Origin of the sequence: Komagataeibacter sp. FNDCF1, assembly GCF_021295335.1 — a bacterium.
In the GTDB taxonomy this organism is placed as follows: domain Bacteria; phylum Pseudomonadota; class Alphaproteobacteria; order Acetobacterales; family Acetobacteraceae; genus Komagataeibacter.
In genome coordinates, this window is the sequence record NZ_JAIWOT010000001.1 from 1,679,602 (window position 1) to 1,693,537 (window position 13,936).

The following is a 13,936-nucleotide window of genomic DNA, read 5'->3' on the forward strand; positions in this document are numbered from 1 at the left end:
TGGGCATAGACTGTTGATTTTCACTGAGAACTGACCCGGGTTTTTCATCAGGAATTGACCCAGCCAGCTGCTATTTCAGGCATAGTCGGGCGGGCGGTCAAGAAGAGGATCTGTCCTTTCTGTTTTTTGACGCGGCGGTGCTGGCGCGGAACCTGTAGCTGTCATTTCCTGTCTCGAGGATATGACAGTGATGGGTCAGCCGATCGAGGAGCGCCGTTGTCATCTTCGGGTCACCAAAGACGTCTCCCCATTCACTGAAGCTCAGATTGGTTGTGATGATGACACTGGTGCGCTCGTAGAGGCGGCTGAGCAGATGGAACAGCAGGGCGCCCCCAGACGCACTGAAGGGGAGATAACCGAGTTCATCAAGGATCACGAGATCCAGGCGGAGCAGCCTGTCGGCAATCTGCCCGGCCCGGTTGGCGGTCTTTTCCTGTTCGAGCGCATTGACCAGGTCGACCGTTGACCAGAAGCGCGCCTTCTTGCGGTGATGGGTGATCGCCTGGATGGCCAGCGCGGTCGCCAGGTGGGTTTTCCCGGTTCCCGGACCGCCGATCAGCACGACATTTTCAGCACGCTCGATGAAGTCCCCGCCATGGAGCTGGCGGATCATGGGCTCGTTGACCTGCGTATCGGCAAAGGAGAACCCGGACAGGTCTTTATAGGCGGGGAACCGGGCGGTCTTTGTCTGGTAGGCGATGGAGCGCACTTCGCGTTCGGCCAGTTCCGCCTTCAGGAGTTGTGAGAGGATGGGAATAGTCGCCTCGAAGGCAGGTGCGCCCTGCTCGATGAGGTCGGCCGTGGCCTGGGACATGCCATACATCCGCAATCCACGGAGCATGACGACAAGTGAAGCAGCAGCAGGATCATGACGCATGGCGGCTGTCCCTTCGCAGGATGTCATACCGCCCTGTATCGGCGCACGGTTCGTGTTCGAGCACCAGGGCCTGTGGGGCATCGAGCCGGGGAACCACGGTTCTCCTGGCATCGATCAGGCGATGAAGCGTATTGAGAACATGGGTCTTGGTCGCCACGCCGTCTTCAAGTGCCAGTTCAACCGCGCAGAGGACAGCCTGCTCATCATGCTGCAGCACGAGGGCCAGGATTTCAGCCATTTCCCGGTCGCCTCCAGGCCGCCTGAGCAGTTGATCCTGCAGGGTCCGGAAGGCAGCCGGCAATTCGGCAAACGGCGCGCCATTGCGTAGGGCGCCCGGTTTGCGCTGGATGACCGCCAGATAATGCCGCCAGTCATACACCGTGCAGCCTGGCACACCATGCGAACGCGTGATGATCCGGTCATGCACGCACAGAACCTGCCCTTCGGCGATAATGCGCAGCCTGTCGGGATAAACCCGCAGGCTGACCGGACGATTGGCAAAGGAGGCCGGCACGCTGTAGCGGTTGCCTTCGAACTGGATCAGGCAGGTTGGTGAGACGCGTTTGGTCTGTTCGATAAACCCGTCAAAGGGACGCCCCGGCACCATGAGGTGAGGACGCTCGCTGGCATGGACCTCGGCGATGCTCCGGGCCAGTTCGATATGCTGCAGCCGTTCCCAGCAGGCCAGGCAGCGGGCTTCCAGCCAGGCATTCAGCGCCCCCAGATCAGGAAAGGCAGGCAGATCCTGCCAGATCTGGCGTCGGGCATCCTGCACGGTCTTCTCGATCTGCCCTTTCTCCCATCCCGCTGCCGGATTGCAGAAGGTCGCCTCGAACAGATAATGGCTGGCCAGGGCCATGAAGCGCAGATTGACCTGACGTGCCTTGCCAGAGCCAATCCGGTCCACGGCGGTCTTCATGTTGTCAAAAATACCCCGCCGTGGCACGCCACCGAGCACGCGGAAGGCCTCGGCAAGCGCATCAAAAAGCATCTCGTGGGTCTGCAGGGGATAGGCCCTGAGTATGAAGGCCCGGCTGAAGGACAGTTTGGTGTGGGCAACCTGCAGCCTGACGCGACGGCCGGCAATGACCGCCCAGTCCTCACCCCAGTCGAACTGGAAGGCTTCCCCGGGCTGGAAGCTCAGGGGCACGAAAACACCCTGACCCGTTGTCTGGCGTGCCTGGTGCTGTTCGTGTTTCCATTGCCGGATGAAAGCGGCCACCCGTCCGTAGGATCCATCATAACCCAGTGCCACAAGGTCTTCATGCAGTCGTCGCGCCGTGCGCCGGTTCTTGCGGGGGCGGGCGGCTTCCAGGACCAGCCATCCCCTCAGCCTGTCAGCAAACGGGTCCAGTCGGCTGGGACGTTCGGGTAACTGGAACTGCGGTTCAATACTCTGTGCCCGGAGATATTTCCGGATCGTATTGCGTGACAGTCCCGTCCGGCGTTCGATCTCGCGGATCGGAAGATGATCCCGGCAGTGCCACCGACGGATCACACTCAGAAGCTCCATGTCAATCACTCCTCAAACCCCCAGCAGATGCTGCCGGGGAGTGTGAAGGCATGGGTCAAATCTCGATGAAAATTTCCGCCCTACCCGGGTCAGTTCTCAGTGAAAATCAACAGGCTAGAGCGCTCTCGAAGAAATCCAGCCTCCCCAGCGCCGGGAATTCATCGAGCATCAGCAGCAGACGATGACGCCGCTTCGCCTCCAGTTCCTCGGTCAGCCGGCGGCCGATCTGATTCAGCACCAGGCGGACTAGCGGCTTGGTGCGGCTGATATCCGAAGGCGGCACCACCAGATACAGCGTCGCCGGATGGGTGTCGGCGACAAGATCGCGAATGCGCCAGTCACAGCGTCGCGTGACATGCGCCACGACCGGATCGCGATAGAGGCCAAGAAACGACATGGCGGTGGAGAGCACGCCCGAGCGTTCATTGTCGCTCTTGTTGAGCAGTTCCCGCGCCGAACTGGCGACCACCGGATGCACACCCTTCGCGCCGAGATGCGGCGTGGTCATCATGGCGCGCAATGTGGTCTCGATCGCCCGCTGGGGGTCGGAGAGGAAATTGGCGACACCGGCCAGAGTCTTGTCCTCCTCGGCATAGAGGACATGCAGAATGGTGCCTACCAGCAGGGCGTGGCTGGTCTTCTCCCAGTGGTTCCGCTTCTCAAGGGCGCCCTCGGGATCGACCAGCACGTCGGCGATGTTCTGTACGTCGCGGACCTCGCGCTCGCCACGCCGAACTTCCAGCAACGGATTGTAGGCGGCGCTGGCGAGGTTGGTCGGATCGAACAGCAGCACCCGGCCGAAGTGGGAGCGCCAGCCGGCGGTCAGCGTCCAGTTCTCGCCCTTGATGTCATGGACGATGGCCGCACCCGGCCAGGTCAGCAGCGTCGGCACCACCAGACCAACCCCCTTGCCCGAGCGGGTCGGCGCGAAGCAGATTACATGCTCCGGTCCGTCATGGCGGAGATAGGCATCGGCCGAGCGGCCCAGCACCACACCATCGGGGGCGAGCAGTCCGGCGCGGCGGATCTCGCGCGGGTCGGCCCAGTGCGCCGAACCATAGGTGGTGGCGCGTTTCTTCTCGCGGGCGCGCCAGACGGACATCGTGATCGCGACGATGACGGCGGCCACACCGCCCGAGCCCGCAATGTAACCGCCGGTGGTGAAGATGTCCGGGGCATAGGCATCGTAGGCGAACCACCACCAGAAGAATTCCGGCGGATAATAGAACGACCAGCCGAGCAGTGTGAACCACGGAGCGCCGAGCTGCGGCTGGAAGCCGAGCCGCCAGGCGGTCCATTGGGTCGCCGCCCAGGTAAAGGCGAGGATCACGATGCTGACGGCCAACACCGATCCCCAGAGGATCTTGGTCTGATTCATGACGACCACCGATCAAGAGGATCGGCGCCGCTGACTTCAATCCCCGCGTTGAGACGGTGGGCTTCCCGGATAGATCCGGACAAAATTCGGATGCACCGATGACGTCAGACCGCGCGATACACAGCCGACCTGCGCAGCGATTCCTCACCTCGCGCGATCAGAGGTAGTGTTTCGGCTCCTGGCGCTGGTGCAGGACACGAACGACGAAAATCCCCTCGCCCGTCTTCCGATAAAACACGGCATGGCTGTCATGGACGAAGCGGAAATAGCCGGGCCGCAGATCGCCGATATCGGCTCCCATGTCGGGATAGGTCGCCAGTGTCTCGAAGGCCGCGTGCAGGTCGAGGACATAGCGCTCGGCCCGCGTCCAACCCCAGTTCCGGATCGAAAGCGCGATGATGGCCTGAACGTCGGAATCCGCTTCGCCGGAAAGCGCGTAGCTAGGCATCCGTCCCGTCGTGGGCCGTCTTCATCGCGGCGAGGATGTCAGGGATCGTACGCTTGCTGACACCGCTCCGTTCGCCCTGGACCAGGGCCTCGACCAGCGCCTGCCGTTCCTCGGCCTGTGTCTGGTCGCGCCGGATCAGGTCGCGCACGTAATCGCTGACGCTTGCATATTGCCCACTGTCGATACGGCGCTGAACCCAATCACGCATCGGATCCGGCACGGATACATTCATGGAAGCCATTGTCATATCCCCCTGCGTTCGCATGATGACAGATAATGGCATAATTTGCCATACCGAATTCCCGTCAAGCCGAGCCGTTTCATCCCTGCGAACGGCGGCGGGCGATCATATCCCGCAATTCGGCGAAGACGGTTTCGGCCGGGATGCTCGACCCGCTCTCGTCACCAAGCCGGATCGCCTCGCGCAAGGTGTCGAGATCACGACGGTCGGTATCGCGCCGGCGCATCCATTCGCGCAACGCCTCGCGCACCACCTCGCTGGTCGAGGCATATTCACCGCCGTCGACGGACTGGCGCAGGATCGCGGCCATTTCGGACGGCACGGTGATGGTCATACGTTCGATTGTGGACATGAAGCAGTTCCTCCCAAGCGGGCATACTTTATCATACTTATGAAGTATCCGCTTTGTCAGCCGAAAACCTGCAGGCGGCCCGCCCGACATCAAATCCCTAGCCCGCGCTTCCGCCCGAAATTCCAGTCCACCGCTCCGCCCGGCGACAGGGTGCCGGAAACCTGCCGTCCGAGCTTCTGCTCGAGCGCCGGGCGCCACGGCACGAGCTGGAAGCCCAGCCCGTCATCGACCATGGCGAACCGCCCCGAGGACAGGGCTACCCGCTGGCGATAGACCCCCGAGACGATCTCGCCCTCCCGCGCGGGCCGGTGCTCCAGCCCGGTCTGCGCCGCAAGCCGGGCCGCCGCCTGATCAAGATCGCGCTGACGCAGGGTGCCGATCAGATCAGGTGCGAACACCACCCGTTCGCCCTGCCGCCGGGCCAACCCCTCGGACGCCAGATGGTCGATCCGCTGCGCCATCGCCTCGCGGACCTCTGTGCCGAAGCCCGCGTTGGCCAATGCCGGATCCTTGGCAAGCAACTGGCGGTCGAGCCAGGTCGCGCCGGGTGCCGTCACCTGCTCGGCCAGCGTGAAGTCCGAGCGCGTCGCGAGCGACAGACGCTGCGTGCCCTTCGCGTCTTCCCAGTTCCGGGTCTCGACGATCGCGCCGGTCCTGGCATCGCCGGTCATGTCCAGATCGGGGAAGCGGAGATGATGCGTCCGCCCGTCGGTGCCGGTGATCACCACGTAGCCGGAGCCCTTCAACTCGTCATCCAGCCCGCGCTCGACCAGCCGGCCAATGACGGGATCGGCCAGCGTCTCGCCATGGATCGCAAAACCCGCGACATCGGGTTCCGCCCCGCCGCCGGACATGGCGCGGTGCATGGTCCTGATGATGTCGCCCCGGATGGAAAGATCGCGCAGCGTGATCTCCAGCCCCGGTTTGAGGGTCCAGCGCGCCACGCCAACGCCATCGGCCAGGCCAAGCCCTTCCAGCTTGGTCGCCCTTCCGACCAGCAGGCGCCGCAGTTCTGGGTCTTCGGCACCCGCGCACGGCCGCAGATCGACGATACCGCCCCCTTCGTCGCTGATGTCCTGTAACGCGCGATCGAGGCTGGTCCAGCGGTCGGCGCCGATCTCGGTCTCCAGGGCGGTGCGGATTTCCTGTTCGCTGCGCGGGCCAAGTTCCAGCGTCACCCGTTCGGCGGCGCGGTCGCGCACGCCCTGACTGATATAGGCGCGGCTGATCACCAGATCCTTGCCGTCATCGGCCACCCCGCGCACGAGGATGTGGACGTGCGGATTGTCGGTGTTCCAGTGGTCGACCCCGACCCAGTCCAGTTTTGTGCCGAGGTCGCGCTCCATGTCCTGCATCAGTTCCCGCGCGAAACCCCGCAGATCCTCCATCCGCGCCGCGTCCTCGGGGGAGACGATGAAGCGGAAATGGTGCCGGTCATCTTCGCACCGTTCCGCGAAGGCCTTGCTGTCCGCTTCGTCGGAACCAGCATCGAACAGATGGGCCTTGGCACCGTCGCGGGTCACGCCCTCGCGCCTGAGGTAGGCGACGTGCCGGGCGAGCGGCGCCGAACGAAACCGCGTGCCCTGCTGGCGGACGACGCGCGCCTTGACCACGACCCGACGGGCATTGCTGCGCAGCCGCATGGACAGGGCCGCGCGTCGGCCGCGCCCGAAACGCGAACCGCCACCACCTCCCCTGCTCTTCGCGCCGAACCGGGTGCCGGTATGACCGGCCCTTTTTGCGGCACGCATGACCTCGCCCACGAAGGATTTCGGACGTGCGCCCTGATTGCCATGCTGGATGCGTCCGGGCCGGACGTTCAGACTGTCATCGCGCGTCGGCATGGTTCGCTCTCCGTTTCGATGTGCGTCTGACGGCGCCCGGATCGTTGAAAACATTATGGAAAATGCCCAGACAGCCGCAGGCGGCCGGTGGTGAGAGGACAAATTCCCCAATCAAACCAACCACATGCAGCCCCGAAGGAGCGCTGCTTTTACCTTGCCGTCCTTCCCTCCGTTGCCTCTCTCCCCGCAGCACCCTATCCCCAAGGCGTCCATCGCCCGCCAGCGCCCGATGGACCGGAACAGGAATCATCGGCGCGCCTCCCCAAGCCCTGACGCGATGAACAGCCCGGCTGACTGCGGTGCGAGCGCCGTCCAGTCGGTCATTCGGGAACCAGATGCATGTGCCGGATCGCGTGCGCTATCGACAGGCCGAGACGCATCGCCCGTACGCAGGAACGACGCCGGAAAGAGGGAAGAGTCCTGCCAAGATGGTGCAGCCAGAGCGCCGATTGCGATGTTATCGACAAGCGGAAGAGCCAGCCGCGCGCTGACGGATGCAACATAATTCCGCGTCTCGGTAGGCAGCGGCCGACCGGTCGCGAGATGTTCGTCGTAGCGCGCGGGACCGGCATTGTAAGCGGCCAGAAACCCGGCATCGCCGTAGCGGTCCCGCATCCAGCGCAGATAGGTTGCACCGGCCAGAATGTTGTCGTGCGGGTCGAACGGATCATTGCCGAGGCCGAGCGACATGCGCAGGCTGGCCCATGTTCCGGGCATCACCTGCATGAGCCCCATCGCACCCGCCGAAGACACGGCGTGCGCATCGCCCCCGCTCTCCGCGCGCAGCACGGCAGCAATCCAGGAAGCCGGAATCTGCGCGCGCCTAGCCGCCTCCGTGATCATATCGGCGTATGGATCAGCCTGCGCCACGCGAACGAATGGCACGGAAACCAGCACTACAAGCAGCGCGTTCGCGACAAGATCGCGAACCTTCCTACCGCCGGTCATCGCGCTTCACCGGACGGTTCCAGACCAGATGAAAGGCACGCCCCTGCCGGTCGGACTGGAACAGATTGGCGCGGATTGGCTGTGCCAGCATCGGATCTTCGAGAACCAGCGAGAGGTAAGTACCCGCCTTCTCGCCCGTGCGTTTCCACCCCGCACCGATCTCTGGTCCGGCATCGGCGTCGCCGAGATGGACGCGATAGTCGGGTGCATGCTCGGCGTCCGACGATGTCGCCGGCACGATCGTCAGTTCGACGTCGAGGGCGAGCGTGCGCAGGCGACCGGCGAAGCCGTCAGCGGTGCGCGTAAAAGTTCCGATCTGGGCCATGTCAGCCTCGTTTCTGCTTGGGGGTGGAAGAAATCAGTGACGCCATGAACCACAGCGGCTGTGCGCGGCCGAGCACCGCCTCGACCGGCAGGACGCCGAAATAGCGGCCGTCGAGACTGGTCGGGACTGCCGGGTTCATGACGAAGATCTGGCCAGGCAGGACGTGCCGGCAGCCTTGCCAGACCGGCAGCGGACGGCCACGATGGTCGCGGGCGAGTGCCTCGCCGAGCACCGCGCCATCGACCGTGACGGCAGCACCAATGCGGCAGACCCGTTGTCCCGGCAGTGCCGCAACTGGTTTGAGCAGCGGCACGCCGAGCGGCAGATAGCCACCGCGCGCCAGCGTCGCGGCGACGTCGGCCGGGGGCCTGATCGCGATCAGGTCGCCGACATGCAATGAGCGCGTCGATTGCAGGCGATACAGCCCGACCGGCGTGCTGGCCGTGGCGTTCCAGATCAGCCGGGGCGCAGGATGGATCGCCACTGACGTACCAGCGCCGAGCATTGCGAAATACGTGGCGAAGAACCAGCCGAAGCGCGTCATGACACCGCCCTCCGACGCAGCCAGGCATCATGGCGGTCGCGGGTGTAGGCGCGCGCCGCCTGCCCGGAGAGCATCCGATTATGCAGATGCCGCCAATGTTCCGGCGCGACATCGGCGGGATCAATGCCGATAGCTTCGATACGATCGACGGCTTCGAGCACCAGCCGGACCTTCGGCCAGCCGCTCTGGCGCAGCAGGCTCTCACCGCCAGGGCGCACGAACGGTACCGTCTGATACGGCTCGCCGGGAGGGGTGACGCGCACGATGTCGATGCAGGACACCACCGTGCCGTAATCGTTCGCTGCCCAGCGCAGGAAGGCGAACACGGTGTCCGGCGGAAAGCTCAATATCCGTCGGCGACGATCAAGAATCTGCTCATGGGCGACTGGACCAAAGCGGATCCAGTGCTCGATGCGCTTCTCGATCCAGGTCAGTTCGACATGAGCGAGGGTGTAGGTCATGGCACATCTCCAGAGGTATCGGGGAACTCGCGGGCCAGCAGCGCGCGCAGCATGTCGGCGACCGTGATGCCGCGCTGGAACGCCGCGACCTTGAGGCGGGCACGGAGCGCCGGCGTGACGTCGATAGTCAGCCGGGCAGTAAAACGGTTGGGGGTCGCAGGCTTCTCCGGCGTCCTGACCCAGCGTTCAGGATCGGCGGGACGTGCGGCGAAACCGGGCGGCGTGCGACGTTCCGTCATGGCGAAATTCCTTCACCGAGCGGCAGCACGGACGCGATACGGTCACGCGCCTTCTGCGCCATGACAGGATCGATCTCGCAGCCGACATAGCGCCGGCCGGCAAGCCGGCAGGCGACGCCCGCCGCACCGGAGCCGGCGAACCAGTCGCCCACCAGACCACCCGGCGGGCAGCTCGTACGGATCAGGATCTCCAGCAGGGCTACCGGCTTTTCGGTGGGATGGATGGCCCGGCCATGCGCATTGCGGACCGGAATCACGGAGCGCATCAGGCGCGGCCCACCGTCCTCGCTGACGTAATGACCGGCATCGATCCGGCCCATGTGGGGCGGCCGGTGTTTCCGCCGTACCGTGCGCGCCCGCGCGTCGGGCGTGGTCGGAACCACGTTGTAGACGGCACGCCAGGGCGTATCGTCGCGATAGAACTGGACGATCAGTTCATGCACGCGGCGGAACCGATCGGCATGGAAGCTGGAACCGTTCTGCTTCTCCCAGACCAGTTCCTGGGCATATTTCCAGCCCGCATTCCGAAATGCCGCGTTGGATGCAAGGAAACTCCGCAGAGAGCCGAAAACCCAGAGCGAGCCGCTGGGTTTCAGGGCGGCGAGTGCCTTGCCGGGCCAGTCCACGACGCGCCGGTCCCAGACGAGCGACGTATCGCCATAGGGGGGATCGACCAGAATCATGTCGTAGGGACCGTGCCAGGGCATCAGGAGCGCGCTGTCGCCGGTCAGGAGGGTCATGGCACTAGCTCCCGATCTCATCCGTCAGGGCGGCGATTTCGCGGGCTGCGATCCCGTGCGGGAGCAGGTCGCAGACCAGGCGACCGGTGCGCGCGGCGTCGGCGAAAGCAACCCGCTGGCCGATCCGCGACACGAGTGCTGCCGGCTCATGCCCCACCAGCGCGAGCCGCGTTTCGCGGGCGATGACCGTGCGCGCGGCGCAGCGGTTGAGCACAAAACGGGCCAGCAGGCCGGGACGGAAGAAGCGCGCGTCCTCCAGCAGCCGCAGCATTTCGGCCGAGGCCCAGCCGTCGAACGGCGAGGGCTGCGCAGGGATCAACACCAGGTCGGCGGCCAGCAGGGCGGAGCGCAGCAGCGCTGCCACCCGAGGCGGACCGTCGATGACGACGTGATCCACCCCCTGAGCCAGTTGGGGCGCCTCGTGGTGGAGTGTGTCGCGTGCCATCCCGATCACGCCGAACAGCCGGGGCAGTCCTTCCCGCGCGCGCTGCGCCGACCAGTCCAGCGCCGAGCCCTGCGGATCGGCGTCGATGACCGTCACGCGCTGGCCTTCCCGAGCCCATTGGCCTGCGAGATGCAGCGCCAGCGTCGTCTTGCCGACGCCGCCCTTCTGGTTGAGGCAGGCCACGATCATGGCCCCTCTCCGGGGGTTTTCCACGGATCGGCAGGGGAGCCAACATCCTTAAAGTTAGACTCTTTTAAGTTAGAGTCTAAGTTAAGGGTGTCATAACCACTTGATTCGATGTCGTGATTCGGCGTTTTCCGCAAACGATAGCACGGATGCCGTGGCAGTGATGGCACGGATAAATCCACAACTGATAGCACGGATGGACTCACAGCTTGTCCACAGGTGCCTGTGGATAGCTTGCCGGGCGCGAAGGCCAGTGTGTCGTTGCCGTTGCGGTCGGGGCGCACCGACAGCCTATAGCCCGGAAAGGGCTGACGCTTCGTCATTTCGCGCAGTTCGAAGGCAAAGCGGCGATAGGGGGAAAGACTGGCGGATTTTTCGTAGAGATGGCGCAGGCCGAAGGCCCAGCCAGCACGCTGGCGACCGCCATGCTTGCGCACGATGCGATAGAGCCAGCGCTCCAGACCGCCTGTGAGGCCAAAATACGCCGGGTCGATGGTCAGCACGAGCCCGTCATCGAGAACCGCCTGGTAGAACCAGTCGGGCAGGATCAATTCGATCACGCGGGCGCGCCCTTCCCGCGCGGTGTGCCGCTTCCATTCGTTGATCCAGGAGAAGCGGTGCAGTTGCCCCTTCCCGGTCTGCCGGAGCGAGGTCTTGATCGTGGTGGATTGCAGCCGGTCGAACGCCGCTTCCAGCCGCTCATAGTCCCGCGCGCTGTCTCCCCGACCGATGAAGGTCAGGATCTCGCGCGGGCTGGCCACCATCAGCCGCGACGTGCGCCGACCGGCGTCACGCGCGGCAACGAGATGGCTGGCGGCCCAGATCAGCACGTCAGCATCCCAGATCGTGGCCATGCCATGTTCGGCTGACGCCTCGACCCGAATGGTGACATCCGGGGTCCGGTAATCGATCGGGACCATGCGAGGGGATTTGGCGAGGCTGAAGAACGGGAACGCCATCAGATCCTGCGCATCACGAGGGGCAAAATCTCCCGCGATGGCATGGAAGAGTTCCAGTTGCTCGCGCTCGGAGCACGTTCTGCCTGTCGGGGACATCAGCGTCTGTTCCCGCGTGAGGTCGCCGGTGTCGGCGGGATCAGCGGGCTTTGCCGTGCGGCCGCCGATACCGTGCCAGCGGTGGTGTCCGAGGTGTGGGCGCGCGCGCCGCTCTCGACCCAGGCCTGCAGTTCATCGACCCGATAGACCACACGGCCGCCGAGCTTCGAGTAGCGCGGGCCGGTGCCGTAGATTCGGTGTTTTTCCAAGGTGCGAATGGAAAGCCCGACGAAGCGCGAAGCGTCGGGCGTGCGCAGATAGCGCGGCGGCAGGTCGCTGTAATTGGCGGACATGAGAAGGCTCCGTGATCGCTGTCTGGGGCCGCGGGACAAATGCGGCCAGCAGGGATCAGCGTGGCGGAGCGGGGTATTTCGGAACTAGGACCGATCTCACTGAGAGGCGAGATCGGTCCTGGCCGGACGGAAAATGACGAAGTGCCATCCCATACAAGGCCACCCTTCAAGAAAAGATTTTTGGATTATCGACGATTTTAGCGTAGTTTATTTAGCTGAACATATTGGTTGGCGAGTATATGCGAAAAATATGTGTTACCAAATTAGAAGCTGCAGCAACGCAGCTATCTGTCGCTATTGCGATGTTTTTCAGCGAAGATGATCCAATTTCTGCTTATGCACTCTCATGCAATTCTGGAGAAATATTTAGAAAATTGTGCAGACATAAAAAGAAAGACTATTTTTTAAGTGTCGCTGAAGATCAATTTGAGTGTAAAAGCGGCCTATATAAAACCTATAATTCGACATGGAATTTCTTAAAGCATGCTGACAAAGACCCAGATTCCATAATAGAATTTTCCGAAGAGCAACTTGTGTATTCTTTGTGGGTTGCCACCCATGATCTGTACCAGATCGTTGATAATCTCGCACACTTTCCAGCCGCGATGACATATTATCATTGGTACATCCAATCCTGCCCAGAATTTGCGCCCGAGAAGTGCGAATTGCCTGAAGCAAACGCATTATTTCGACGAGCCGACCAAGACTCAGGAGGTATTCGCTACAAGGATGATAAAACCAAGCGCGCTTACGGTTTGGACATGCTGAACCGTGCCGCGTCTCGCCTGAGAATACTTCCTTAAAATCCGTCCCGAAGCATATGCGCAACGAACGACACGCATGGGGAGCATATATATCGTCCGTCACCGTCCCCGAAACGGATGAAGCAGCAGCCGACGGTATCCTCCATCAGTCAGCCGCCGCGCGAAACGTACCAGCCGTTTCATGCGGAAATGCAGATCGTGCGAGAGCCAATCCTGCGGGGAAACCTCCCGACCGAACAGAACACCAGCGACCTCGCGCTGCGAAACCCCGTCATCCAGCCCGTCGAGCGTACGGAGCGCCAGGATCAGCCGACTGACCCGATCTGGCGACAGGATCGCGGGATCGGGGCCAGAGCGCCGGCCCATCAGCGTGCGCCAGAGCCGCAACGCGGCCTGGACGCGCACCTCGAACAGGGCGTCGAGCGGCAGGACGACGGAGAGGGATTCGATCCCCGGTGTTAACAGATGCAGGCGCAGAACGACGCCCGGGCGCTCGAGCAAGAGTTCGCCAATCTGGCCCGCCGGCAATCCGATAAAAACGGAGGTGAACGGCGGGTGATCCGGGTCAGCCAGACCGGTCGGCGCTTCCATCAACGCGATCACGCCCGGCAGCACCGCGGCACTCCACAAGGCAGTACGCGGGTTCAGCGCAGTGCGCACACTTTCGAAATCGCAACCCCCAGCGCCGGGCGAAGGCCTCGGCATCCGGCTGCATCAGGGCACCCCGGCGCAACGCGCGCTGAAGCGTCGCCCGCTCACGGATAAAGTCCCGATTGCGACTGACAAACTGCAAGGCAAAGGCAGGGGCGTCGAGCGACCGCAGGCCCTCGTACGCGCCCGCCGACCGCCAGTTGGCGCGGCTCATGGCGTCGTCTCCGATGCGTAACGGGTGGGAACAGGGCAAGCACTTGCTCGCGAGAGTATGCCAGACCGTCCCGCTGCCCGCTACGCCCCGGTCCTGCAACAGGTCTTGCGGATTACGCAACGATTCAGGGTATCAGTGGGGCGCGCCGCCGCGCAGCAGATGCTGGTAGCCATGCCCGGTCATCCAGTGCGCCCGCGCCAGATGGCTGTGCCAGCAGCGGTGGACGCCCTCAGGATCGGCCGCCGGGTCGCGGTGGAGCACGATCCGGGCGACCTCGCGCCAGTCGGCACCTTCGGCCTCGGCATCCAGCAGACGCAGATAGGTAATCAGATGCTGTTCGTCATAGCCGGTGAGACAGGACGCTTCCGGGGCGCGGTCGGCGACGGACGGGTCGAGCGGGGGTTTCTGCATGGTAAGA

The 13,936-nt window shown here is 63.6% G+C and carries 19 protein-coding genes and 1 pseudogene; 1 reads left to right on the forward strand and 19 read right to left on the reverse strand.

Going from position 1 to position 13,936, the window contains the following annotated elements; genetic code table 11:
* Window positions 1–97: 97 nt before the first annotated feature.
* The 16 genes and pseudogenes from istB to LDL32_RS07950 form a co-directional block, all read right to left on the reverse strand.
* Window positions 98–877 (reverse strand): IS21-like element helper ATPase IstB, encoded by a 780-nt coding sequence (gene istB, locus LDL32_RS07875; RefSeq protein ID WP_007396536.1) that lies wholly within the window; start codon window positions 875–877, stop codon window positions 98–100.
* On the reverse strand, window positions 867–2,390 hold the full coding sequence (gene istA / locus LDL32_RS07880; RefSeq protein ID WP_233064639.1) for an IS21 family transposase: 1,524 nt from the start codon (window positions 2,388–2,390) through the stop codon (window positions 867–869). The genes istB and istA overlap by 11 nt, the downstream gene beginning before the upstream one ends.
* Before the next feature lie 112 nt (window positions 2,391–2,502).
* A pseudogene (traG, locus tag LDL32_RS07885) lies at window positions 2,503–3,768 on the reverse strand (IncP-type conjugal transfer protein TraG); the annotation flags it as partial.
* Window positions 3,769–3,925: 157 nt separating this feature from the next.
* Window positions 3,926–4,216 carry a type II toxin-antitoxin system RelE/ParE family toxin gene (locus tag LDL32_RS07890; RefSeq protein WP_233065833.1) on the reverse strand — a complete coding sequence of 97 codons (291 nt, stop codon included), beginning with the start codon at window positions 4,214–4,216 and terminating at the stop codon, window positions 3,926–3,928.
* Window positions 4,209–4,457 (reverse strand): type II toxin-antitoxin system ParD family antitoxin, encoded by a 249-nt coding sequence (locus LDL32_RS07895; RefSeq protein WP_233065835.1) that lies wholly within the window; start codon window positions 4,455–4,457, stop codon window positions 4,209–4,211. The genes LDL32_RS07890 and LDL32_RS07895 overlap by 8 nt, the downstream gene beginning before the upstream one ends.
* A 79-nt stretch (window positions 4,458–4,536) precedes the next feature.
* Window positions 4,537–4,809 carry a type II toxin-antitoxin system ParD family antitoxin gene (locus LDL32_RS07900; protein ID WP_233065837.1) on the reverse strand — a complete coding sequence of 91 codons (273 nt, stop codon included), beginning with the start codon at window positions 4,807–4,809 and terminating at the stop codon, window positions 4,537–4,539.
* An 89-nt stretch (window positions 4,810–4,898) separates the two neighbouring features.
* A complete protein-coding gene (locus tag LDL32_RS07905) occupies window positions 4,899–6,653 on the reverse strand; it encodes a DUF3363 domain-containing protein (protein ID WP_233065839.1) in 1,755 nt (584 codons plus the stop codon).
* A gap of 246 nt (window positions 6,654–6,899) precedes the next feature.
* On the reverse strand, window positions 6,900–7,601 hold the full coding sequence (locus tag LDL32_RS07910) for a lytic transglycosylase domain-containing protein (protein ID WP_233065842.1): 702 nt from the start codon (window positions 7,599–7,601) through the stop codon (window positions 6,900–6,902).
* Entirely contained in the window at window positions 7,588–7,926 is a 339-nt protein-coding gene (locus tag LDL32_RS07915; RefSeq protein ID WP_233065845.1) for a DUF736 domain-containing protein, read from the reverse strand. Before LDL32_RS07915 ends, LDL32_RS07910 begins: the two co-directional genes overlap by 14 nt.
* Window position 7,927: 1 nt before the next feature.
* On the reverse strand, window positions 7,928–8,470 hold the full coding sequence (locus LDL32_RS07920) for a S26 family signal peptidase (RefSeq protein WP_233065849.1): 543 nt from the start codon (window positions 8,468–8,470) through the stop codon (window positions 7,928–7,930).
* On the reverse strand, window positions 8,467–8,931 hold the full coding sequence (locus tag LDL32_RS07925; RefSeq protein ID WP_233065853.1) for a DUF2840 domain-containing protein: 465 nt from the start codon (window positions 8,929–8,931) through the stop codon (window positions 8,467–8,469). Before LDL32_RS07925 ends, LDL32_RS07920 begins: the two co-directional genes overlap by 4 nt.
* Window positions 8,928–9,170 (reverse strand): hypothetical protein, encoded by a 243-nt coding sequence (locus tag LDL32_RS07930; protein ID WP_233065856.1) that lies wholly within the window; start codon window positions 9,168–9,170, stop codon window positions 8,928–8,930. Before LDL32_RS07930 ends, LDL32_RS07925 begins: the two co-directional genes overlap by 4 nt.
* A complete protein-coding gene (locus tag LDL32_RS07935) occupies window positions 9,167–9,910 on the reverse strand; it encodes a site-specific DNA-methyltransferase (RefSeq protein WP_233065859.1) in 744 nt (247 codons plus the stop codon). Before LDL32_RS07935 ends, LDL32_RS07930 begins: the two co-directional genes overlap by 4 nt.
* Before the next feature lie 4 nt (window positions 9,911–9,914).
* Window positions 9,915–10,544: a ParA family partition ATPase gene (gene parA, locus LDL32_RS07940; protein WP_233065861.1), complete on the reverse strand. Its 630-nt coding sequence runs from the start codon at window positions 10,542–10,544 to the stop codon at window positions 9,915–9,917.
* Window positions 10,541–11,596, reverse strand: coding sequence for a replication initiator protein A (locus LDL32_RS07945; protein WP_233065863.1), 1,056 nt, complete (start codon window positions 11,594–11,596; stop codon window positions 10,541–10,543). The genes parA and LDL32_RS07945 overlap by 4 nt, the downstream gene beginning before the upstream one ends.
* The gene (locus LDL32_RS07950) at window positions 11,596–11,889 is read right to left on the reverse strand and encodes an AlpA family transcriptional regulator (RefSeq protein ID WP_012222350.1); all 294 of its coding nucleotides are present in this window, start codon (window positions 11,887–11,889) and stop codon (window positions 11,596–11,598) included. Before LDL32_RS07950 ends, LDL32_RS07945 begins: the two co-directional genes overlap by 1 nt.
* Window positions 11,890–12,113: 224 nt before the next feature.
* Here LDL32_RS07950 and LDL32_RS07955 point away from each other — a divergent pair, with 224 nt between their 5' ends.
* Window positions 12,114–12,692 (forward strand): hypothetical protein, encoded by a 579-nt coding sequence (locus LDL32_RS07955; protein ID WP_233065865.1) that lies wholly within the window; start codon window positions 12,114–12,116, stop codon window positions 12,690–12,692.
* 60 nt (window positions 12,693–12,752) lie between these two features.
* Here the strand turns inward: LDL32_RS07955 and LDL32_RS07960 are convergent, their stop codons facing one another.
* From LDL32_RS07960 to LDL32_RS07970, 3 genes are all read right to left on the reverse strand, one after another.
* The gene (locus tag LDL32_RS07960) at window positions 12,753–13,268 is read right to left on the reverse strand and encodes a DUF2285 domain-containing protein (protein ID WP_233065867.1); all 516 of its coding nucleotides are present in this window, start codon (window positions 13,266–13,268) and stop codon (window positions 12,753–12,755) included.
* The gene (locus tag LDL32_RS07965) at window positions 13,219–13,518 is read right to left on the reverse strand and encodes a transcriptional regulator domain-containing protein (RefSeq protein WP_233065869.1); all 300 of its coding nucleotides are present in this window, start codon (window positions 13,516–13,518) and stop codon (window positions 13,219–13,221) included. Before LDL32_RS07965 ends, LDL32_RS07960 begins: the two co-directional genes overlap by 50 nt.
* 132 nt (window positions 13,519–13,650) lie before the next feature.
* A complete protein-coding gene (locus LDL32_RS07970; protein ID WP_233065871.1) occupies window positions 13,651–13,929 on the reverse strand; it encodes a DNA -binding domain-containing protein in 279 nt (92 codons plus the stop codon).
* Window positions 13,930–13,936 lie beyond the last annotated feature (7 nt).